At 74.1% G+C, this 18608-nt stretch carries 14 protein-coding genes; 5 read left to right on the plus strand and 9 right to left on the minus strand.

Annotation, left to right across the window (positions count from 1 at the left end):
• Positions 1-96 precede the first annotated feature (96 nt).
• Genes KBX26_RS22590 through KBX26_RS22600 form a run of 3 tightly spaced genes read left to right on the plus strand, consistent with a single transcriptional unit; the run spans position 97 to position 2403 of the window.
• The gene (locus KBX26_RS22590) at positions 97-810 is read left to right on the plus strand and encodes an allophanate hydrolase subunit 1 (protein WP_210866372.1); all 714 of its coding nucleotides are present in this window, start codon (positions 97-99) and stop codon (positions 808-810) included.
• Positions 708-1670 (plus strand): biotin-dependent carboxyltransferase family protein, encoded by a 963-nt coding sequence (locus KBX26_RS22595; protein ID WP_374224320.1) that lies wholly within the window; start codon positions 708-710, stop codon positions 1668-1670. The genes KBX26_RS22590 and KBX26_RS22595 overlap by 103 nt, the downstream gene beginning before the upstream one ends.
• Positions 1654-2403 (plus strand): LamB/YcsF family protein, encoded by a 750-nt coding sequence (locus tag KBX26_RS22600; protein WP_030332063.1) that lies wholly within the window; start codon positions 1654-1656, stop codon positions 2401-2403. The genes KBX26_RS22595 and KBX26_RS22600 overlap by 17 nt, the downstream gene beginning before the upstream one ends.
• A 34-nt stretch (positions 2404-2437) precedes the next feature.
• Here the strand turns inward: KBX26_RS22600 and KBX26_RS22605 are convergent, their stop codons facing one another.
• The 6 genes from KBX26_RS22605 to pdhA all read right to left on the minus strand — a co-directional run bounded on the left by KBX26_RS22605 (position 2438) and on the right by pdhA (position 11416).
• Entirely contained in the window at positions 2438-4270 is a 1833-nt protein-coding gene (locus KBX26_RS22605; RefSeq protein ID WP_210866374.1) for an NHL domain-containing thioredoxin family protein, read from the minus strand.
• A 127-nt stretch (positions 4271-4397) separates the two neighbouring features.
• Positions 4398-7100 carry a hypothetical protein gene (locus KBX26_RS22610; protein ID WP_210866375.1) on the minus strand — a complete coding sequence of 901 codons (2703 nt, stop codon included), beginning with the start codon at positions 7098-7100 and terminating at the stop codon, positions 4398-4400.
• Between the two features lie 344 nt (positions 7101-7444).
• A complete protein-coding gene (locus tag KBX26_RS22615; RefSeq protein ID WP_165435866.1) occupies positions 7445-7582 on the minus strand; it encodes a hypothetical protein in 138 nt (45 codons plus the stop codon).
• Between the two features lie 218 nt (positions 7583-7800).
• The gene (locus KBX26_RS22620; protein ID WP_210866390.1) at positions 7801-9246 is read right to left on the minus strand and encodes a dihydrolipoamide acetyltransferase family protein; all 1446 of its coding nucleotides are present in this window, start codon (positions 9244-9246) and stop codon (positions 7801-7803) included.
• A 5-nt stretch (positions 9247-9251) separates the two neighbouring features.
• On the minus strand, positions 9252-10241 hold the full coding sequence (locus tag KBX26_RS22625; protein ID WP_210866376.1) for an alpha-ketoacid dehydrogenase subunit beta: 990 nt from the start codon (positions 10239-10241) through the stop codon (positions 9252-9254).
• Positions 10241-11416 (minus strand): pyruvate dehydrogenase (acetyl-transferring) E1 component subunit alpha, encoded by a 1176-nt coding sequence (gene pdhA, locus KBX26_RS22630; protein WP_030332072.1) that lies wholly within the window; start codon positions 11414-11416, stop codon positions 10241-10243. Before pdhA ends, KBX26_RS22625 begins: the two co-directional genes overlap by 1 nt.
• A 522-nt stretch (positions 11417-11938) precedes the next feature.
• Here pdhA and KBX26_RS22635 point away from each other — a divergent pair.
• A complete protein-coding gene (locus KBX26_RS22635; protein WP_210866377.1) occupies positions 11939-12841 on the plus strand; it encodes a hypothetical protein in 903 nt (300 codons plus the stop codon).
• A 65-nt stretch (positions 12842-12906) separates the two neighbouring features.
• Positions 12907-13530, plus strand: coding sequence for a phosphatase PAP2 family protein (locus KBX26_RS22640; protein WP_051708464.1), 624 nt, complete (start codon positions 12907-12909; stop codon positions 13528-13530).
• A 108-nt stretch (positions 13531-13638) separates the two neighbouring features.
• Here KBX26_RS22640 and KBX26_RS22645 read toward each other — a convergent pair whose 3' ends face one another.
• From KBX26_RS22645 to KBX26_RS22655, 3 genes are read right to left on the minus strand one after another with little or no spacing between them, the layout of a single operon-like run.
• Positions 13639-14862: a hypothetical protein gene (locus KBX26_RS22645; protein ID WP_210866378.1), complete on the minus strand. Its 1224-nt coding sequence runs from the start codon at positions 14860-14862 to the stop codon at positions 13639-13641.
• 57 nt (positions 14863-14919) lie between these two features.
• A complete protein-coding gene (locus KBX26_RS22650; RefSeq protein WP_030332078.1) occupies positions 14920-16605 on the minus strand; it encodes a GTPase in 1686 nt (561 codons plus the stop codon).
• A complete protein-coding gene (locus KBX26_RS22655; protein ID WP_210866379.1) occupies positions 16602-18422 on the minus strand; it encodes a GTPase domain-containing protein in 1821 nt (606 codons plus the stop codon). Before KBX26_RS22655 ends, KBX26_RS22650 begins: the two co-directional genes overlap by 4 nt.
• Positions 18423-18608 lie beyond the last annotated feature (186 nt).

The following is an 18608-nucleotide window of genomic DNA, read 5'->3' on the forward strand; positions in this document are numbered from 1 at the left end:
ACGACACCGTAGGTTACTTGTAAGTAGTGGCGTTGGTGACACCGGGCACCATCACCGTGAACACCGGATCGGCGGCACATCGGCGAGGATGAGCGGATGCGGATCCGACCCGTCGGGGCGCACGCCCTGCTCCTCGACTGCACCACGCCCACCGACATCCCCGAGGCCGCGCTTGTCGAAGCGTGGCGCAGCGAACTGTGGCGGCGTCGGGAACGGGGCGACCTGATCGCCGTCGAGATCGTGCCGGCGGCCCGGACCGTGCTGCTCGACGGCCTGCCCGACCCGACCGCCACCGCCCGGCAGCTGACCCGATGGGCGTCCGCCGTCGCCGCCGCGGCCACCGGCCCCGAGCACACCAGAGCCGCAGGCCACAACGCCGACGCCGACGCCGACGCCAGCGCCAGCGCCGCCGTCAACGCCGACGCCGACGCGGCGGACGTGGTCGTGCCCGTCTCCTTCGACGGGCCGGACCTGCCGGCGGTGGCCGACCACTGGGGCGTGGACGTGTCAGCGGTGCGGCAGCGGATCACCAGCACCAGGTTCCGGGTCGCGTTCTGCGGCTTCGCCCCCGGCTTTCCCTACCTGACCGGGCTGCCCGCCGAGTTGGCGCTGCCCCGGCTGGCCACGCCCCGTCCCCGGGTCCCGGCCGGCTCGGTCGCGCTGGCCGGCCCGTACGCCGGCATCTATCCGGGCGCGTCGCCCGGCGGCTGGCAGCTGGTCGGCCGGACCGACCTGGTGCTGTTCGACGTCGCCGCCGATCCGCCGGCCCGCCTCAACCCGGGCACCACCGTCCGGATGGTGGCGGCGTGACCCACCCGGGCGCCATCGAGGTGCTCCGCGCCGGCGCGCTCACCACAGTGCAGGACCTCGGCCGGCCCGGCTGGGCGCACCTGGGCGTACCCCGCTCCGGCGCCCTCGACCCGGCCGCCCTGCGGCTGGCCAACCGGCTGGTCGGCAATCCGGAGCACGCGGCCGGCCTGGAGATCACCCTGACTGGCTGCACAGTGCGGCTGACCCGGGCCACCACTGTCGCGGTCACCGGTGCCGAGGTCCCGGTCCAGGCGGGTGCTCGGCCCGGTGACACCGGACGCCCGCTCAGCGTGCCGGCCGGCACGGTGCTGCGGATCGGCCCCGCCCGACGGGGCGTACGGAGCTGGCTGGCGGTCGCGGGCGGCATCGACGTGCCACCGGTGCTCGGCAGCCGGGCCACCGACACCCTCTCCGGGCTCGGCCCATCTGCGCTGCGGGACGGCGACCGGCTGCCACTGGGTAGACCGGTCGCCGCACCCGCGCCGGTCGACTGGACCAGCTGCGCCCACCCCGAGCCGGAGCTGCACCTGACGCTCGGCCCCGGCCCCCGCGAGGACTGGTTCACGCCGACTGCGTTCGACCGGCTCTTCGGCAGCGCGTACACCATCAGCCCGGTGAGCAACCGGGTCGGCGCGCGCCTCGCCGGCGCGCCGCTGCCCCGCGCGGTCGCCGGCGAACTCCCCAGCGAGGGCATCGTGCTCGGCGCGGTACAGGTGCCGGCGGACGGACAACCCCTGATCTTCCTCGCGGACCATCCGACCACCGGCGGATACCCCGTCATCGGGGTGGTCACCGACGTGACAGCGCTCGCGCAGGCACGGCCAGGTACTACCGTCAGATTCCATGGACCTCAACGCTGACCTGGGCGAGGGATTCGGCATCTGGCGACTCGGCGACGACAACGCGCTGCTGGACCTGGTGACCTCCGCCAACGTCGCCTGCGGCTTCCACGGCGGCGACCCGTCCACCATGCGGCGGGTCTGCGAGGGCGCCGCGCACCGTGGGGTGGCGGTGGGCGCGCAGGTCGGCTACCGCGACCTGGCCGGCTTCGGCCGGCGGCACATCGCGTACGACTTCGCCGAGCTCCGCGACGAGGTGACCTACCAGCTCGGGGCGCTCGACGCGTTCTGCCGGCTGTTCCGCACCCGGGTCCGCTACCTCAAGCCGCACGGCGCGCTCTACCACGCGGCCAGCATCGACGAATCCCAGGCGGCGGCGGTGGTCGCGGCGGTCACCGGCTACGACCCCGAGCTGCCGGTGCTCTGCCTGCCCGGGTCGACCCTCGCCCAACTCGCCGTCGGTGCCGGTCTGCCGGTGGTGGCCGAGGCCTTCGCCGACCGCGCCTACCTGCCCAACGGGGCGCTGGTGCCGCGCGGCACCCCGGGCGCGGTGATCACCGACCCCGAGCAGGTCGCCGAACGGGCGGTGCGGATGGCCACGCACCGCAGCGTGGTGGCTGTCGACGGCACCGTCATCCCCTGCTCGGTCGACTCGATCTGCGTGCACGGCGACACCCCGGGCGCGGTCTCCGCAGCCGAACTCGTCCGCGCCACCCTGATCGACGCCGACATCACGCTCGCCCCGTTCGCCTGACCGGAGGGGCCCCGCGCGGGCCCCTCCGACCAGGTCAGGCGTCCAGACCGCGGAGCACCAGTGGCAGCCGCGTCACGGCACCGTCGACCACCCGGACCGGTACGCCCCAGTCCTGCCGGGTCAGGTGGCACGCCGCGTGCTCCACGTCCGCGTCACAGGTCGCCGCCTGAGCCGTCACCTGGAGCACGCCAGCGGTGACCTCGCCGTTGAGCACCAGCCGACGGGACAGCTCGGTGCCCGTCCCGGCACCCTCCACCAGCAGCTCCGGCGGGGACGCCGACACCACCAACCGCGTCGACGGCCCGTACGTCTCGTCCAACTTCTGCCCCGGCGCCGGGGTGAAGACGATGTCCAGGGTGACCTCGCCGGCCGCGAGATCAGTCGGCTTGCGCTCGGTGCGGTGCCGGGGGCCGTCCACCGTGCTGGCCCCCGCCGCCGACAGGGCACCCGGCGCGAGCCGGGTCAACCGGTGCGCGGCCGACTCCACCACCAGCACCTCACCGGACGGGGTGAGCACCAGGTCGCTCGGCTCCGCCAACCCGTCCGCCACGGTGGAGACCTGGTTGCTGGCCGGGTCGAAGCGGCGCACCGCGCCGTTGTACGTGTCAGCGATCAGCACCGAGCCGTCCGGCAGCGCGCACACGCCCAGCGGGTGTTGCAGCAGCGCCGACTCCGCCGGACCGTCCACGTGCCCGAAATCGAACAGGCCCTGCCCGACGGCGGTGCCCAGCACGCCGTTCTCCACGTACCGGATCGCACTGCTCTCGCTGTCAGCCACCCAGAGCCGGGTGCCGTCGACCGAGACGGAGAGCCCCGACGGCTGGGCCATCCACGCCTCGGCCAGCGGGCCGTCGCGCAGCGCCTCCACTGTGGTGCCGGCGTACATGCCGGCGGTCCGCTTGATCGGGTCGAACCACCACAGCTGGTGGATACCGGCCATCGCGATGATCAGCTTGTCGTCGTACCAGGCCAGATCCCACGGTGAGGAGAGGTCGACGGCGAGCGCGTCGTGGGCGTGGTCGTCGACCTCGGCGCGCCACTGCCGGCCGCTGCCGGCCACCGTGACCACCTCGCCGGACTCCAGCCGTACGCCGCGCAGCAGGTGGTTGACGGTGTCGGCCACCACCAGGTCGTAACCGGCCACCTCGGCGACATGCGTGGGCAGCAGGCACACGCCCTGCGGCTCGGAGAACGTCGCGGTGGCCGCCGGCCCGTCCGCCCGACCCCGCTCACCCGAGCCGATCCGCCGCACCGGCGTCTCACCGTCCGGCTCGACCTCGACCACCGAGTGCCGGGCCGAGTCCGAGACCAGCAGGTTGCCGTTCGGCAGCAGCGTCGCCTTACCCGGGAAGCGCAGCGCGGTCTCCGGTGCCGGCGGCGGGACGTACGGGCCGTCTCCCCGGTGCAGGGTGCCCTTGGCCTCGTGGGTGGCGACCAACTCGTCGATCAGCCGGGCGAGCCCTTCGGCGTGCCCCTCGCCGGCCATGGTGGCCACCACGTAACCCTCGGGGTCGATCACCGACAGGGTCGGCCAGGCCCGGGCCGCGTACTGCTGCCACATGTCCAGCTCAGGATCGTCGAGGACGGGGTGGTGCACCCCGTACCGCTCCACGGCGGCGGCGAGCGCGTCGGCGTCCTTCTCGTGCTCGAACTTCGGCGAGTGCACGCCGATCACGACGAGCACGTCGCCGTACTTCTCCTCCAGCGGGCGCAGCTCGTCGAGCACGTGCAGGCAGTTGATACAGCAGAACGTCCAAAAATCCGCGATGACGATCTTGCCGCGAAGGTCGGCGAGCTTGAGGTCGCGTCCACCGGTGTTCAGCCAGCCCCGACCGCGCAGTTCGGGAGCCCGTACTCGTGCGCTCATGCACCCATCGTGCCTGACCATCGGCCCGCACCCGGCCGGAGGGGGCGAGATTTGGTGGTCACCGACACCACCTGCGGGTACGACGACGGCGGGGCCACGGTTGCCCGTGACCCCGCCGTCGGTGCAGCTACTTTGCGGCCGGCTTCAGGCAGAGCACCCGGTTGCTGCCGTCACCCGGCAGCACCACGTGGGGCTGCGTCGTGTCGGTGCACTTCTCCTTGGCGTCCACCTTCGAGACGATCGTGAACGCACCCGCCTCGCCACAGTCCGCCGCCGAGGCGCCGCCCTCGCCGGACTGCTTCACGCAGGTGCCGACCGCCGGGTCGAAGGCCGGCGCGTCGTCCCCGCCGACCTTGCCGAGCAGCAGCAGCAGACCGAGCGGCACCGCCAGGATGAGCACCGCGGCGATCAGCACCGCGGCCAGCACCCGGCCGTTGCGCACCTTCGGCGCCGGTGCTTCCACCTTCGGCTCGTCGGCGTCCGGCTTGAACGCGTCGAACCGGCCCTGGTCCGTCGGGCTGGCCTCCTGGCCCCAGGCCGGCGCGGACTGCGACGGCGGCGGGAACGACGGCGGGAAGCCGCTGCCCGACACCGGTTCGGCCGCCGGCGCGCCGAAGCCGGGCCCGCCGGAACCGGGGCCACCGAAGGTCGGCGCACCGAAGGTCGACGTCCCGTTCACGGTGCCGGCGGACGGCGAGCCGGGGCCGCCGAACTGGTCCGCCGGCTGGTCGGCACCGGCGTGCGGCCGAACGCCGTTCACCGGCCTGTTGTTACCCGGGGCGTCGACGAAGGACGGCACACCGGGCGGGAACGCCGGCGGCGCCGACGGGGCCTCGTTGAACGGGTTCGGTGCGGGCTGCCGGTCGTCGAAGCGCGGCTCGGCCGGGGAGTCGCCACCCCAGCCGGACCCCGCCTGCCGTTGCGCGTCGTGCTGCCAGTCGGGCGCGATCTGCCGCTGGCCCTCGTTCTGCCAGTCGGGCGTGGCCTGCTGCGGCGCGTCGTTCTGCCACTCCGGGGCACCCTGACGGTCGCCGCCCGGGTTGCCCTGGAACGCCTCCGGCTCGGGCTCGGCCTCCGGCTCCGGTCGAGCCGGGCGACCGTACACCCGGGGTTGCGGTGCGGCGGTGCCGGTCGGTCGGATCGCCTGGTCGGTCGGGGGCATCACCCGGCTGGCCAGCGGCACCGAAGCGCTCGCCGTGGCCCGGGCCGCCGCGCCGGCTGCCGACTCGGCGTCCGACACCGGTACCGCCGCACGACCCGCTCCGGACTCCGGTGAGGTACGCGGGGCGGGCACCACCGCGGCGCTCGCGGCGGAGTCCTCGGGGCGGCCACCGTACTGCGCGGCGGCGTCCGGGGTCTCCCGCTCGGCGTAGGCGGGCTGCTCGGGGATCGGCGCGAACTGGGCCTGGGGCGCGTAGTCGGCCGGTGGGGCGGCAGCCAGGCTGGCGCCCGGCACGCGCTGCTCCTGCGGAGGCAGCGGCACCGCGTTCGCCGGTGAGATGCCCGGTGCGGGACCGGGCTGGTAGGCCGGTGCCTCGTCGGCCCGGTCCGCCTCCCAGCCGCCACGGGCCTGGGCGGAAGCCTCGGCCTCCGCGCGGCCCCACACCTCACCGGGCGCCCACGGTTCGACCTCCGCCACAGCGCCGGAGTTGCCCTGCGCGGCATTGTCCGGGCTGGCGGCCCAGTTGGGTGCGCCGCCGCTGGTGGGCACGCTGGCGCTGGCCCGGGCGGGCAGGTTGCTCGGCTCCGGCGGGGTCCACGCTGCCTGCTCCGGCCGCTCGGTCGGCTGCTCGGGCTGGGACAGCACCCAGTCGGGCTGTTGCGGGCGGCTCTCGGCACCGCCCCAGGCGGCTGGCTGCCCGGGGGTCGGCTGCGCGGGCTGGTCCTGCCGCGCGTCGTTGCCGTCGTTCCACGCTGCGGGCTGCGCCTGCTGCTGCGCGGCCCACCCGCCGGAGTTGGCCGGGTCGTCCTGGGCGGGCCAGGTCGTCGTCGGGGCCGGCACCTGGGCGGCGCCACGAGCCGCGTTCGGCTGGGCGGCCTGACCCCAGCCGGGGGCGGGCTGCTCGGTTGCTTCGGCGGGCTGGCCCCAGGCCGGTGGCGACTGCTCGGCCGGCGTCCACACCGGCTGGTCGTCCCGGGCGCCGCCAGCGGGCCAGCCGCCGTTGCCGGTGGCCTGTTCCTGCTGAGCGCCGCCGGGCCAGGCGGCGGACTGCGGTGCGTCGGACTGGGTGGACTCGCCCCCGCGCCAGTCGGCGGCGGGCGGGTTGGTCTGCTGCGCCGCGCCACCCCAGCCGGCGGCCGGGTCGTCCTGGGCGGGCCAGGCGGCGGTGGCCGGCGGAACCTGTGCGGCGCCCCGCGCGGCCGGCTGGACCTGCACCCAGTCCGGTTGCTCGGCGGGGGCGCTCGGGGTCCAGGTCGGCGCGGGCGAGCTCTGCTCGGCGGGCGTCCAACCCTGCTGCTGCGCCGCCCAGGGGTCGGGCTGCGCCGGAGCCGGGGCACCGTCGTTGCCGGGCCACGCACCGGGCTGCTGCTGCGGCGGTTCGCTCCCGCCACCGCCAGCGGCCCAGGCGGGCTGTGCCGGGTCGTTGGACTGTGGAGCAGCGGCGGCACCCCAGGCAGGGGCCGGTGGCTGCTCGGGCTGGGTCGCCCATGCCGGCGCCGACGGGTTGGGCCGTGTCGGGGGCGGGGGTGCCCAGCCCAGGTCGGGGCCGGCGGCGTTCTGGCCGTTGTCCGGCTGCGCCGGGCGGTCGCCGTACGGCGCCGGTCCGCCGGCGCCCGGTGACACCTCGTCCGGCTCTTGGCCGGAACGGTGCGGGCCCTCGGACGTCATGGGTGCGCCTCCTCCATCACATGTCGGCTCGCCGGTGCCGATCGGTCTCCTCGGCGTGGCTGCCGGCGTCACCGGCGTACCGCTGTGCCGGCTCCCCGCACGGTATCGGGTGGTGGCACGACACGTCCAAGGAGCACTGGCCGTCACTCACCGTGGCCGGTTGGTGTCGAGCAGCTTCTGTCGGCTCGGCCTCTGCCGGGTCGGCGGGCGGCGACCGAAGCCCACCGTACCGGGCGCTGCGGCAGGGCGGAATCCCGGTGGTGGGTGGCGGCTGAACGCCGATGGCCCACCCGGTGGGCCGGGTGGGCCATCGATCTGGAGGAGGTGAGGAATGTCGTGGAGCGTCAGCTCATGTGACGCTGGGCGATGACGAGGATCTCCTCGCGGACCGCCGGCGAGTTCGCCGAGCGCAGCGCGTGCTCGATGGCACGGGCGCGGCGGGTGGCGTCGCGGTGGTTGCGGATTCGCTCGATCATGCTCATTGGTGGGTCCCCCTAGCTATTCGGTTGTCAGCCCCTGATGCATCTATTCAACAGCAGAAGCCGGTGAAATTCCATCGATTATTAGGTGAGCTGAGACACCTGCCTAACAATCAAAGGTCAACGGGGCTTCTGGCCGACGGTTCCGTCGCCCAACGGACACGGCCGGTGTGCCGGGCGTTAACCCGTGGCACACCGGCCGTGGCTGGTGACGCGAGCGATCAGGTCCAGGCGAGCAGCGCCGCCTCCGGATCAGTGAGGAAGTCGCCGACGTCCCGCAGGAACTTCGAACCCAGCTCACCGTCGATGATCCGGTGATCGAAGCTCAACCCCAACGTGGTGACCTGGCGAACCTTGACCTTGCCCTTGTGCACCCAGGGCATCTCCCGCACCGCGCCGAACGCCAGGATCGCGGACTCACCCGGCGGCAGGATCGGTGTGCCGGTGTCCACCCCGAACACGCCGACGTTGGTGATGGTCAGGGTGCCGCCGGACATGGCCGCCGGCGAGGTACGGCCGGACTTCGCCGTCTGCACCAGATCGGTCAGCGCGTCCGCCAACTCCCGCAGCGAGAGTCGGCCGGCGTCCTTGACGTTCGGCACGATCAGACCGCGCTCGGTGGCTGCCGCGATGCCGAGGTTGACGTACTCCTTGACCACGATCTCGTCGCCCGCCCAGGTCGAGTTGACCATCGGGTGCCGTTGCACAGCGACCAGCACCGCCTTCGCCACCAGCAGCAGCGGCGAGACCCGTACGTCGCGCCACTCCCGCCGGCCGCGCAGCCGGTCCAGCGCCTTCATCGCCCGGGTCACGTCGACGGTCAGGAACTCCGTCACGTGCGGGGCGGTGAACGCCGAGCGGGACATGTTCTCGGCGGTCAGCTTGCGAACCCCCTTGACCGGGATGCGCTGCTCCCGGTCGGCGCCGAAGCTGGGCGCGGTCGTCGCCGCGATCGGCTCGGCCACGACGGCGGTCGCACCGCTCGCCGCCCGCTGCACGTCCTCCCGGGTGATCGAGCCGAGCGGCCCGGACCCGGTCAACGTGCCGAGGTCGACCCCGAGATCCTTGGCGAGCTTGCGCACCGGCGGCTTGGCGAGCACGCCACCACCGGTCAGCGCGGCCTGCCCGTTGCGGACCGGAGCCACCACCGGTGGTGCAGTCGGCGCAGCCGGTGCGGGAGCGGCCACGGCCTGCGCGGGAACCGCGCCCTTGCGGGGGCGGCGCTTCGCGGCGGTGGTACGCGGGCCGTAGCCGACCAGCACCGCCGTGCGACCACCAGGGGCCGCACCGCCGATCAGACCGGGCTCGACCATGCCCTCGGCCGGTGCCACCTCCACCGCCGCCAGCGAAGCCGCCGACGGCGTGGGCAGGTCACCGCTGGGCGTGGCAGTGGTCGACGGCGTCTCCAGCGGGCCGGCCCCCGGGTCGGTGTCGATCGCGATGATCGGCGTACCGACCTCGACAGTGCTGCCCTCCGGGTGGTGGATCGCCTGCACCTGCCCGGCCCACTTCGCCGGGATCTCCACCGCCGCCTTCGCGGTCTCCACCTCGACGATCGGCTGGTTCAGCTCGATGGTGTCGCCGACCTTGACCAACCAGGCCAGGATCTCGCCCTCGGTCAACCCCTCGCCCAGGTCGGGCAGGTTGAACGTCTTGATCCGGGACATGCCGCTCACCAGCCGAAGGTGCGGTCGACGGCGTCGAGCACCCGGTCGAGGTCGGGCAGGTACTCCTCCTCCACCCGGGCGGCCGGGTAGGGGGTGTCGAAGCCGGTCACCCGCAGCACCGGCGACTCCAGGGAGTAGAAGCACTCCTCGGTGATCCGCGCGGCCAACTCGGCGCCGAGGCCGATGTTGGACGGCGCCTCGTGCACCACTACCGCACGGCCGGTGCGCTTCACCGACTCGTACGCCGCCCGTAGGTCCAGCGGCGAGAGTGAGCGCAGGTCGATGACCTCCAGCTCACGGCCGTCCTCGGCGGCGGCGGTCGCCGCGTCCAGGCAGGTCCGCACCATCGGGCCGTAGGCCAGCACGGTGGCGTCGGTGCCGGGCCGCACCACCCGGGCGGAGTGCAGGGGGTACGCGTCGGACAGCGGCGCGTCCAGGTCGACCTGGCCCTTCTCCCAGTAGCGCCGCTTGGGCTCCAGGAAGACGATCGGGTCGTCCGAGGCGATTGCCTGCTGGATCATCACGTACGCGTCCTGCGGGTTGGCGCAGGTCACCACCTTCAGGCCGGCGGTGTGCGCGAAGTACGCCTCCGGCGACTCGGAGTGGTGCTCGACCGCGCCGATGCCGCCACCGAACGGGATCCGGATGACCATCGGGATGTTGAGCCTGCCGCCCGAGCGGTAGTGCATCTTCGCCACCTGCGACACGATCTGGTCGTACGCGGGGTAGACGAAGCCGTCGAACTGGATCTCGCAGACCGGCCGGTAGCCGCGGATGGCCAGACCGACGGCGGTGCCGATGATGCCGGACTCGGCCAACGGGGTGTCGATGACCCGCTGGTCACCGAAGTCCTTCTGGAGCCCGTCGGTGATCCGGAAGACGCCGCCGAGCTTGCCGACGTCCTCGCCCATGATGATGACCTTGCTGTCGTTCTCCAGGGCGCGGCGCAGACCCGTGTTGAGGGCCTTGCCGATGGTGAGCGTCTCCGTGGCCATCAGTGGGCGCTCCCCTCGAACGACTCCATGTAGCGGCTGAACTGCGCGCGCTGCTCGTCGAGCAGCGGAGACCCGTTGGGGTAGACGTGATCGAACATCGTCACCGGCTCCGGGTTCGGCATCTCGAGCACCCGCTCGCGCAGGTGCACCGACTCGCGGCGGGCCTGCTCGTCGACCTCGGCGAAGAAGCCGGCGTCGGCGATCTGCTGCTTCTCCAGGAAGGCCTTGACCCGGGCGATCGGGTCCTTGGCCTGCCACGCCTCGACCTCGCTGGCGATCCGGTAGCGGGTCGGGTCGTCGGAGGTGGTGTGCGCGCCCATCCGGTAGGTGTACGCCTCGATGAGGCTCGGCCCCTGCCCGAGCCGCGCGTTGTCCAGCGCGGTGCGGGTGACCGCGTACGAGGCCAGCACGTCGTTGCCGTCCACCCGTACGCCGGGGAAGCCGAAGCCGGCGGCCCGCTGGTAGAGCGGGACCCGGGTCTGCCGCTCCAGCGGCTCGGAGATCGCGTACTGGTTGTTCTGGCAGAAGAAGACCAGCGGCGCGTTGAACACGCTGGCCCAGACGAACGCCTCGTTCACGTCGCCCTGGCTGGTGGCGCCGTCGCCGAAGTAGGCGATCGCAGCCTCGCCGTCGTCGGTGCCGGTCTTGCCGTCGATGGTGATGCCCATCGCGTAGCCGGTGGCGTGCAGGGTCTGCGCGCCGATGACGATCGTGTACATGTTGAACTTGAACTCGTTCGGGTCCCAGCCGCCCTGGTCGACGCCGCGGAACAGGCCGAGCGGCATGATCGGGTCGATGCCCCGGCAGTAGAGGACGCCGTGCTCCCGGTAGGTCGGGAAGGCCATGTCCTGGGCACGCAGCGCCCGCCCGGACCCGACCTGGGCGGCCTCCTGGCCGAGCAGGCTGGCCCAGAGGCCCAGCTCGCCCTGGCGCTGGAGAGCGGTCGCCTCGGCGTCCAGCTTCCGGACCAGCACCAGGTCACGGTAGAGCCCGCGGTACTCCTCGTCGGTGAAGTCGACGCGGTACTCGGTGCCGTCCGGCCCGGTGGCGCTGTCGATCCGCTCGCCGTCGGGGGTGAGTAGCTGCACCAGCGCGGGGTCGCCGGCCGTGCCCTTCCTGGAGCGGGGTGCGGCCCGCCTGCTGCGGGTGGTGCCCCCGGGGTCGCCCTTTGCCATCGGTCTCTCCCTGTCGTGTCTGCGTCGGCACCGGGGGGTCACCCGGCCACGCAACTCGTGCGCCTGCCCGGCTGCTGCCGGACCGGTTCCTGGCGGCCGCGCCTAGCCCCGGTGGGGGTTGCCGCACGGCGTGAACCGGGTTCTGGCCGAACCCGGATCGGGGAGCGCCGGCGCCGGGCCGCGCCTGCCGCGAGGGTGCGCGGAGGTCACGGCTGCGTTGCCGTCGTGCTCCATATTCGCAGAGCAGGTGAGCGCGCCCACAGTACGCCTGCCCCCGCATTCCGACCGACCCTGCTTTGACGCCGTTTGTCGCCATCGTGACGGCCCGCGTATCCCAGGCGTTGCGGCATGAATCGTCACCGTTCGGCCAGCACCGCGTGTCGACACGCGGTGGAGGTTGGCTGACGGAGGGTGACTGCGCGAGGCTGATTCCCGCAGGATCGCGCCGATCGGGTGAATTGTCGGGTTTGACAAGGACCCGACGACCCGACGACCCGACGACCCGACGACAAGGAGTGTGCGGTGTACGAGCCAGGTGACGGTCCCGGCGCACCAGCACTTGGTCGGCACCGGTCGGCCGGCGGCTATCGCGGGGTGGTCGGCGTTCACCGTGCCCCCAGCGCCGGTGGCCCCACCCGCGGTTACCTGCTCACCGTCGCGCTGCTGGCCGGCACCGCGTCGATGCCCATCCTCGCCGCGATCAGCGCGGGCTCGGCCACCCCGGGCAGCACCGCCCTGCCGGACAGCAGCACCCCGTTCATCCCGACCCCTTCCGTCGGGCCGGTGGTGATCCCGCTGCCGATGGCCAGCCAACCGCCGCCTCCGCCGCTCGGCACGCCCAGCGTCGGCCCGACCAGCGGCTGGCTGACCGCCGCCCCACGACCTCCAGCGCACGGACCCGCCGCCGCCGATCCCGGGCCGGACCTGCGCACCAGCGCTCCGCCCGTCGCGCCGAAACCCACGCGAGGCACCTCGCCGCCCGTACCCCCGCCCGTCGCTCCGCCGCCCCACGACCCCGACCCGACCGACCCGCCGGACCCGGACCCGACCGACTCCACCGATCCGCCGGACCCGGACCCGGACCCGACCGAGCCCACCACCGACCCAACCGATCCCACCGATCCGCCCGACCCGGACCCCACCGACCCTGGCCCGACCGGCTCGGCCGACCCCGATCCGACCCCGACACTGACGGTGGACCCGACGCCGGACCCGACACCCACGCCGACCGACGACGCGACCGCGACCGCCGTGCCGACCAGCACCCGGTCCGTGCCGGCCCCCACCCCCACGCCACCCGCGGTACCGACCCGCCGGCCGGGCCCGGCGAACCCGTCGCCGTCGGCCCTCGCCCCGACCCCCCACGTCAGTCCGGCTCCGCTGCCCGGACCGACACACCCCCTGGCTTCGCCGACGGTACGGTGACGATCAGGCTCGGCCCGTCCGGCGTCGGTGCTGATCGGCAACAGGCGCGTACCGGAGGGGGTGGCGTGGGCGGCGGTGCGGAACTCCGCCCGGTCACCACCCGACCCGGGCCGGGGCTGTGGATCGCCCGGCTGGTCACCGAGGTGACCGCACCGGCGGTGCTCGTGTCGCTGCTGATGCTCACGGTGAGCTGGCACAGCGCGAACCGCCCCGGTCAGGGTCTCGTCTGGGGGCTGCTCGCCACGCTCTTCGTCACCGGCATTCCGTTCGCCTACATCGTCGGCGGGGTACGCCGTGGCCGGCTCACCGACCACCACGTCGGCCGCCGGGAGCAGCGCCGCGCGCCGCTGCTCGTCGGCCTCGGCTCGGTCGCCGCAGGGCTCGCCCTGCTCGCCGTGCTCGGCGCGCCCCGCCCGGTGCTGGCGCTGGCGGTGGCCGGGCTGGTCGGCCTCGTCGTCGCCGTGTCGGTCAGCCACTGGTGGAAGATGTCGATCCACTCGGCGGTGGCCGCCGGCACGCTGGTCATCCTGATGTTGACCTTCGGGACGCGGCTGGTCGCGGCCGCACCGCTGCTGGCGGTGGTCGGCTGGTCCCGGGTACGGCTGCGCGACCACACGGTGCCGCAGGTGCTGGCCGGTGGTGTGCTCGGCGCGCTGATCGCCGCTGTGGTCTTCGGCCCGTTGCGCTGACCCGCCACCCAGCGACCGAGGCGGGTCGCGGGCCGCTCAGGGACCGGAGCGGGGTCGCGGGCCGCCGCGAGGGCGGGCGGCGCGGAGCCACCCACCCCCGGGACACGGTCAGGCGCCGTCGTCGGCGAGCCGGTGCCGGTTCGCCTCGATCCAGGCGTCCAACGCGGCCGGATCGTCCGGGTCCACCCCGTCGGCCATCAGCTGCGCCACCGCCGCGGTGGCCGGGCTGCGCCGCTCACCTGTCGAGTAGAGCCGGGCGAACTCCGGCACCATCTCCTCGATCGCCTCGTCGGTGCGCGTCACCGCCGCCTCGGGCAGCCCGCGCTGGCGCGACGCGTACCGCGCCCAGGCCCGCAGCACCCGGGGCAGCATCGCCGCGTCGTCCATGTCCAGCACGGCCCGACGGTGCACCCAGTCGAGCAGGAAGAGCCCGGACACCGCCGGGCTCCAGCGCATCGGATCGGCGTCCGGGAAGCTCGCCGAGTGGTCCAGCAGCAGGCTCAGGCAGAAGTGCAGGGAGGCCAACTCGGGGCCGTCGACGGCGTCCAGCCCGAACCGGACGGCTTCCGGCGCGGCGAGGAACCGCCGGACCAGGTCCGTGCGCTCGGCGGCGGAGAGCGGCTCGACCTCCGCCGGGCCGGTCGGACCGGCCGCGGTGGGCAGCATCGCCAGCCGGGCACCGACCAACGCCCGGTCGGTGGCGAGCGAGCCCTCACCGGGCAACTCGCCCAGGTCGTCGGTGACCGCCAGATGGCGCGCCACCTCGCCCCGGAGCCGGGCCGGATCTTCGGTACGGAACCAGGTCAACTCGTCGTCGGCGCACATCTGCCGGACCTGGTCCAGGATCCGTTCGGCCGGCCCGCCCACGAAGATGTCCTTGGTGATGCCGATGTTGTGGTCCACCAGGGCCACCAGCGCGTGCTCCGAGCCGCCGGACTCGTCGTCGTAGGCGAAGGTCGCCAGGTAGGAGGTCTGATCGCCGTACACGTCGCCGTACGCCCAGCTGCCGGTGAGGTGCACCCGGCCCAGTTGCGCTGTCCAGTTGGGCGCCTGGCTGCCCGGACGGACCCGCTCGGTGCCCTCGGCGGTGGGGACGAGCGTGGCGAACACCTGCCGGATGGTGGTCGCCGCCGCGACCCGGCGGCGGCTGGTGGCGGCGAGGAAGCCGGTGACGAACTCCCGTACGGCGGCGTCGCGGTCGGTCTCCGCGATCGCGTAGACACTGCCGAGCAGGGCGCTGCCCAGCATCTCGGCGTCGAGGGCGGACTCCAGCTTGGTCACGTCGCGTGCGGCGTGCAGCACCGCGTCGTAGGGGGTCTGAGGCGTGGCCATGCTCCGACCCTACGCCGCTGTGGGCGTACGGAGAGCGGTAGCGGGCCGTGCGGAGCGTCAGCCGCGTGCGGCGTCCCGCAGCGCGTCGCGGGCCTGCGCGTACGAGCCGAGCACGATCCGTACCGGGGTCAGCACGTACTCGTCGCCCACCTGGGCCACCCGTGCCGTCAGCCGCTGTTCGGCGCGGGCCCGGGCGCGTCGGGCGGCCCACCGCACCACCGGTCGGGTCAGCACCGCCACCAGCAGCCCGGCCAGCAGGCCACCGAGCAGCAGCGCTGTGGGCAGCGGCACCGCGCCGACCATCGGGTTGTCCAGCGCGGGCAGGCCGAGAACCCGCAGCGCGTAGCCGAGCACCAACCAGCCCAACCCGACCACGGCGGCCAGGGTGACCAACCACTGCACACCGCCGACGGCACGCCACCACACCGGTCGACGGTCGAGGCCGAGGTCGGTGCCGGCGATCGTGCGGTCCAGGGCGTCCGGCAGGTCGCCGAGGCGGGACCGGGCGGCGGACGTCACCGCGCCGGGCCAGGCGGCGGGCAGGTCGGCGGCGGCCCGGTCAGCCACCGCGCGGATGGCGAGGCCGAGCGCCGAGCGTTGGGCGGCCGTTGGGTCCGGTACCGAGGTGGCCGCGACCAGGCTCTCCGCCGGGTCGCTCTGGTCGCCGGGCGGGCCCGGCAGGTGCAGCCGGCGCAGCGGGTCAGGTCGCAGCCGCCGCCAGCCCCGGACCACGGGCCAGCCGGTGGCCGCGCCGGCCCGGTGCCGGTACGCCCGCTCCACGGCCTCGGTCACCGCGGGCACCCCGGCCGCCCCGGCCAACGCCCGGTTCAGCCCGTTGACGGCGGTGTCGTCCGGCCCACCCGCCGGCCGGGCCGAACCGACAAGTTGGTCCAGGCCGGCGACGACCGTGTCCACATCACCGGCGAGGCGGCGCAACGCGGCCTGCCGTTCGGCCACCGTGCGCTCCATGGTGGCGCGCAGCCCGACCATCCCGGCCGGATCGACGGCGGTGGTGGCCAGCAGGGGAACCCCGGTCAGCCCGTCCGTGTCGAGCAGCCGGCGCAGGTCGTCCAGGACCCGCGGCACCTCGGCCGGGGACAGCCGGTCGGCCTGGTTCAGCACGACCACCGTGACGTCGCGGTGCCGGTGGAACTCGCGCAGGTAGCTGTCGTGGATGACCCGGTCGGCGTACTTCTGCGGGTCGACCACCCAGACCACCTGGTCGACGAGGCCGAGGAGCCGGTCCACCTCAAGTCGGTGCGATCGCTGCACCGAGTCGAAGTCGGGCAGGTCGAGCAGGATCAGCCCGTGCAGGGCCGTCTCGTCGTCGGCGTCCAGGGCGCTCTCCCGGACGAAGCGGTGCCGGGGCAGTACGCCGATCCAGTCGAGCAGATGGTTGGCGCCCTCCAACGGCCCCCACACGCAGGCGTGGGTGACGCCGGTGGTCGGCCGGCGGACCCCGACCGGCGAGAGTTCCAGCCGCGCCAACGCGTTGAAGAGGCTGGACTTGCCGCTGCCAGTGGCACCGGCGAGGGCGACAACGGTGTGGTCCCGGGACAGCGCGAGCCGGGTGCCGGCCCGCTCGACCAGTGTGTGCGCGGGCACCAGGTCGCCGTCCGGCAGCAGACCGTCCACGGCGGTCAGGAACCGGCGTACCGCGTCCAGTCGGGCGATCAGCGCGTCGGCGTCGACCCGCTGGTCCCCGCGGAACACCTCGCGTACCCGGCCGGCGATGTTGCTCACCGGGAACCCTCCTCGTCGCCGGCCGACAGGCCACTGCGGTGCCGGGCCAGCTCGACCCGGCCGGCGGCCCGGCGCAGCCCGTCGCCGGCGTCCGCGGCCGGGCGGGCCTCGGCGGTGCGGCTCAGGAAGCGGTCGGCCTCCGCGTCCAGCAGCGTCCGCACCCGGGCCAGCAGGTCGGTGCGGGCCTTGGCGGCGAGGGTACGCACCGCCTGGTCGCCGAAGATCGCCTGGAGGACGGCCTGCGCGGCGACAGTGGTGCCGGCCCCGGTGGCCAACTCCAGCCCGGTCGGGATGAACGCGGTGGAGGCGAAGACGGCGATCATCACGGCCAGCCCGGTGGCGTTCACCGCGTACGCGGCGGTGCGGGCCACGAACCGCTTGTCACCGCCCTCGACCCGGACCAGCTCCAGCACCCCGCGCTGCCAGTCCCGGACCATGCGCTCGGCGCGTTCGGGCAGGTCGTCGCTCGGGTGGGCGAGCGAAGGGTCGAGCAGCCCGGCGCCGGCCGGGTGGGCCTTCCACCCGGTGTGCGCGGACTCGGCGGCCTCGGAGGCCACTCCGCGCAGCAGCGTCACCAGCTGGGACTCGATGGCGTTGCGCAGCTCGGCGGCGGGTGCCGGGCGACCGGTGACGGCGGCCACGACGCGGTCCCGGAGGCGGCCGATCCGGGCCTCCAGCGTGCGGAACAGCTCGCCGGTGCCGACGAACTCCTGCCAGCGGGCGAGCACCTCGCCGCGCAGCAGCCGGCCGTCCTGGAGCCCCTGCTCGACGGTGCGCTCGGCACCCCGGTACGCGGCCCGGACCCGTTCGTCCAGCCCATCGGCGGCGGCGAGCTGCTCGTCGGCGGCGTCGGCCAGGTCCTCCACTGTGGGATGCAGCGCGGCCAGCGCCCCGTCGAGGGTCTGGCGGACCACCGCGGCCCGCGCGTCAGCGTCGGCGGCCAGCCGGGCGAACCAGTCGGCCAGCGGCGCTGTCACCCCTTCGGGCAGCAGCCCCTGACCGTCGACCCAGGTCTCCGGCAACACGAACAGCGGCGCCCGGTCGAGGTCCTGCTCGGCGAGCATCTCGGTCAGGTGTGCGGCGATCTCGTCGGTGGCCTCAGCGGGCACCCGGTCCAGCACCATGGCGATCACCGCGCCGCGCGCCCGGGCGCTGCGCAGCAGCTCCCACGGCACCGCGTCGGCGTACCGGGCGGCGGTGGTGACGAAGAGCCACAGGTCGGCGGCGGCCAGCAGTTGGGTGGCGAGCGCCCGGTTGGCGTCGACGACCGAGTCGATGTCGGGCGCGTCGAGGAAGGCCAGCCCGGCGGGCAGGGCCGGGGCGGTGACGAGGTGCAGGGCGCGCGGATCGTCGCTCGGCTCGGTGGTGCGGGTCAGCCCGGGCAGGAGGTCACCCTGCCGGAACCACGCCGCGTCGGACGGGTTGCAGACCAGCACCGGGGAGCGGGTGGTCGGCCGGAGCACGCCGGCCGCGCTGACCCGGGCCTTGACCAGGCTGTTGACCAGCGTCGACTTGCCCGCGCCGGTGGAGCCGCCGACCACCACGAGAAGGGGGGCGTCCAACCGGGCGAGCCGGGGCAGCAGGTAGTCGTCGAGCTGGTCGGTGAGGGCGGTCGCGGTGTGCCGGGCGGAGCTGGCAGAGGGCAGCGCGAGGGGATACCGGGTCGCGCCGATCGCCTCCCGGAGGCCCGACAGTGCGCCGGGGAGGCTGTCGTCCCCGGTGGTGGCGGGCGGCTCCTCCGCGGCGTCCGGCGGGTCGGTGCGGGCTGCGACGGCGGGCGCACCGGAACGGGTGGCGGGATCGCCGTGCGTCGTCACCGCTAAAGCGTGCCCGACCGATGCAAGGGAAGACAACCGGACGGTAATAACGGCTGGGTTGCGTCGGGTTGACTCAAGTCGACTTGACGATTGGCCGACGCGTGGCACTATTGAGTCAAGTTCACTCAACTTGTGGTGGGGCCCGCTGCGGGCGGTGCTCGCCAGCAGCCCACGGGCGACGCCCGT

The organism is Micromonospora sp. C97 (genome assembly GCF_018070385.1).
GTDB classification, from domain to species: domain Bacteria; phylum Actinomycetota; class Actinomycetes; order Mycobacteriales; family Micromonosporaceae; genus Micromonospora; species Micromonospora parva.

What these genes read in the sequence shown, in the direction of transcription:
- KBX26_RS22590 (WP_210866372.1), top strand. Translation starts at nt 97, where the DNA reads ATGCGGATCCGACCCGTCGGGGCGCACGCCCTGCTCCTCGACTGCACC.
- KBX26_RS22600 (WP_030332063.1), top strand. Translation starts at nt 1,654, where the DNA reads ATGGACCTCAACGCTGACCTGGGCGAGGGATTCGGCATCTGGCGACTC.
- KBX26_RS22605 (WP_210866374.1), bottom strand. Translation starts at nt 4,270, where the DNA reads ATGAGCGCACGAGTACGGGCTCCCGAACTGCGCGGTCGGGGCTGGCTG.
- KBX26_RS22610 (WP_210866375.1), bottom strand. Translation starts at nt 7,100, where the DNA reads ATGACGTCCGAGGGCCCGCACCGTTCCGGCCAAGAGCCGGACGAGGTG.
- KBX26_RS22615 (WP_165435866.1), bottom strand. Translation starts at nt 7,582, where the DNA reads ATGAGCATGATCGAGCGAATCCGCAACCACCGCGACGCCACCCGCCGC.
- KBX26_RS22620 (WP_210866390.1), bottom strand. Translation starts at nt 9,246, where the DNA reads ATGTCCCGGATCAAGACGTTCAACCTGCCCGACCTGGGCGAGGGGTTG.
- KBX26_RS22625 (WP_210866376.1), bottom strand. Translation starts at nt 10,241, where the DNA reads ATGGCCACGGAGACGCTCACCATCGGCAAGGCCCTCAACACGGGTCTG.
- pdhA (WP_030332072.1), bottom strand. Translation starts at nt 11,416, where the DNA reads ATGGCAAAGGGCGACCCCGGGGGCACCACCCGCAGCAGGCGGGCCGCA.
- KBX26_RS22645 (WP_210866378.1), bottom strand. Translation starts at nt 14,862, where the DNA reads ATGGCCACGCCTCAGACCCCCTACGACGCGGTGCTGCACGCCGCACGC.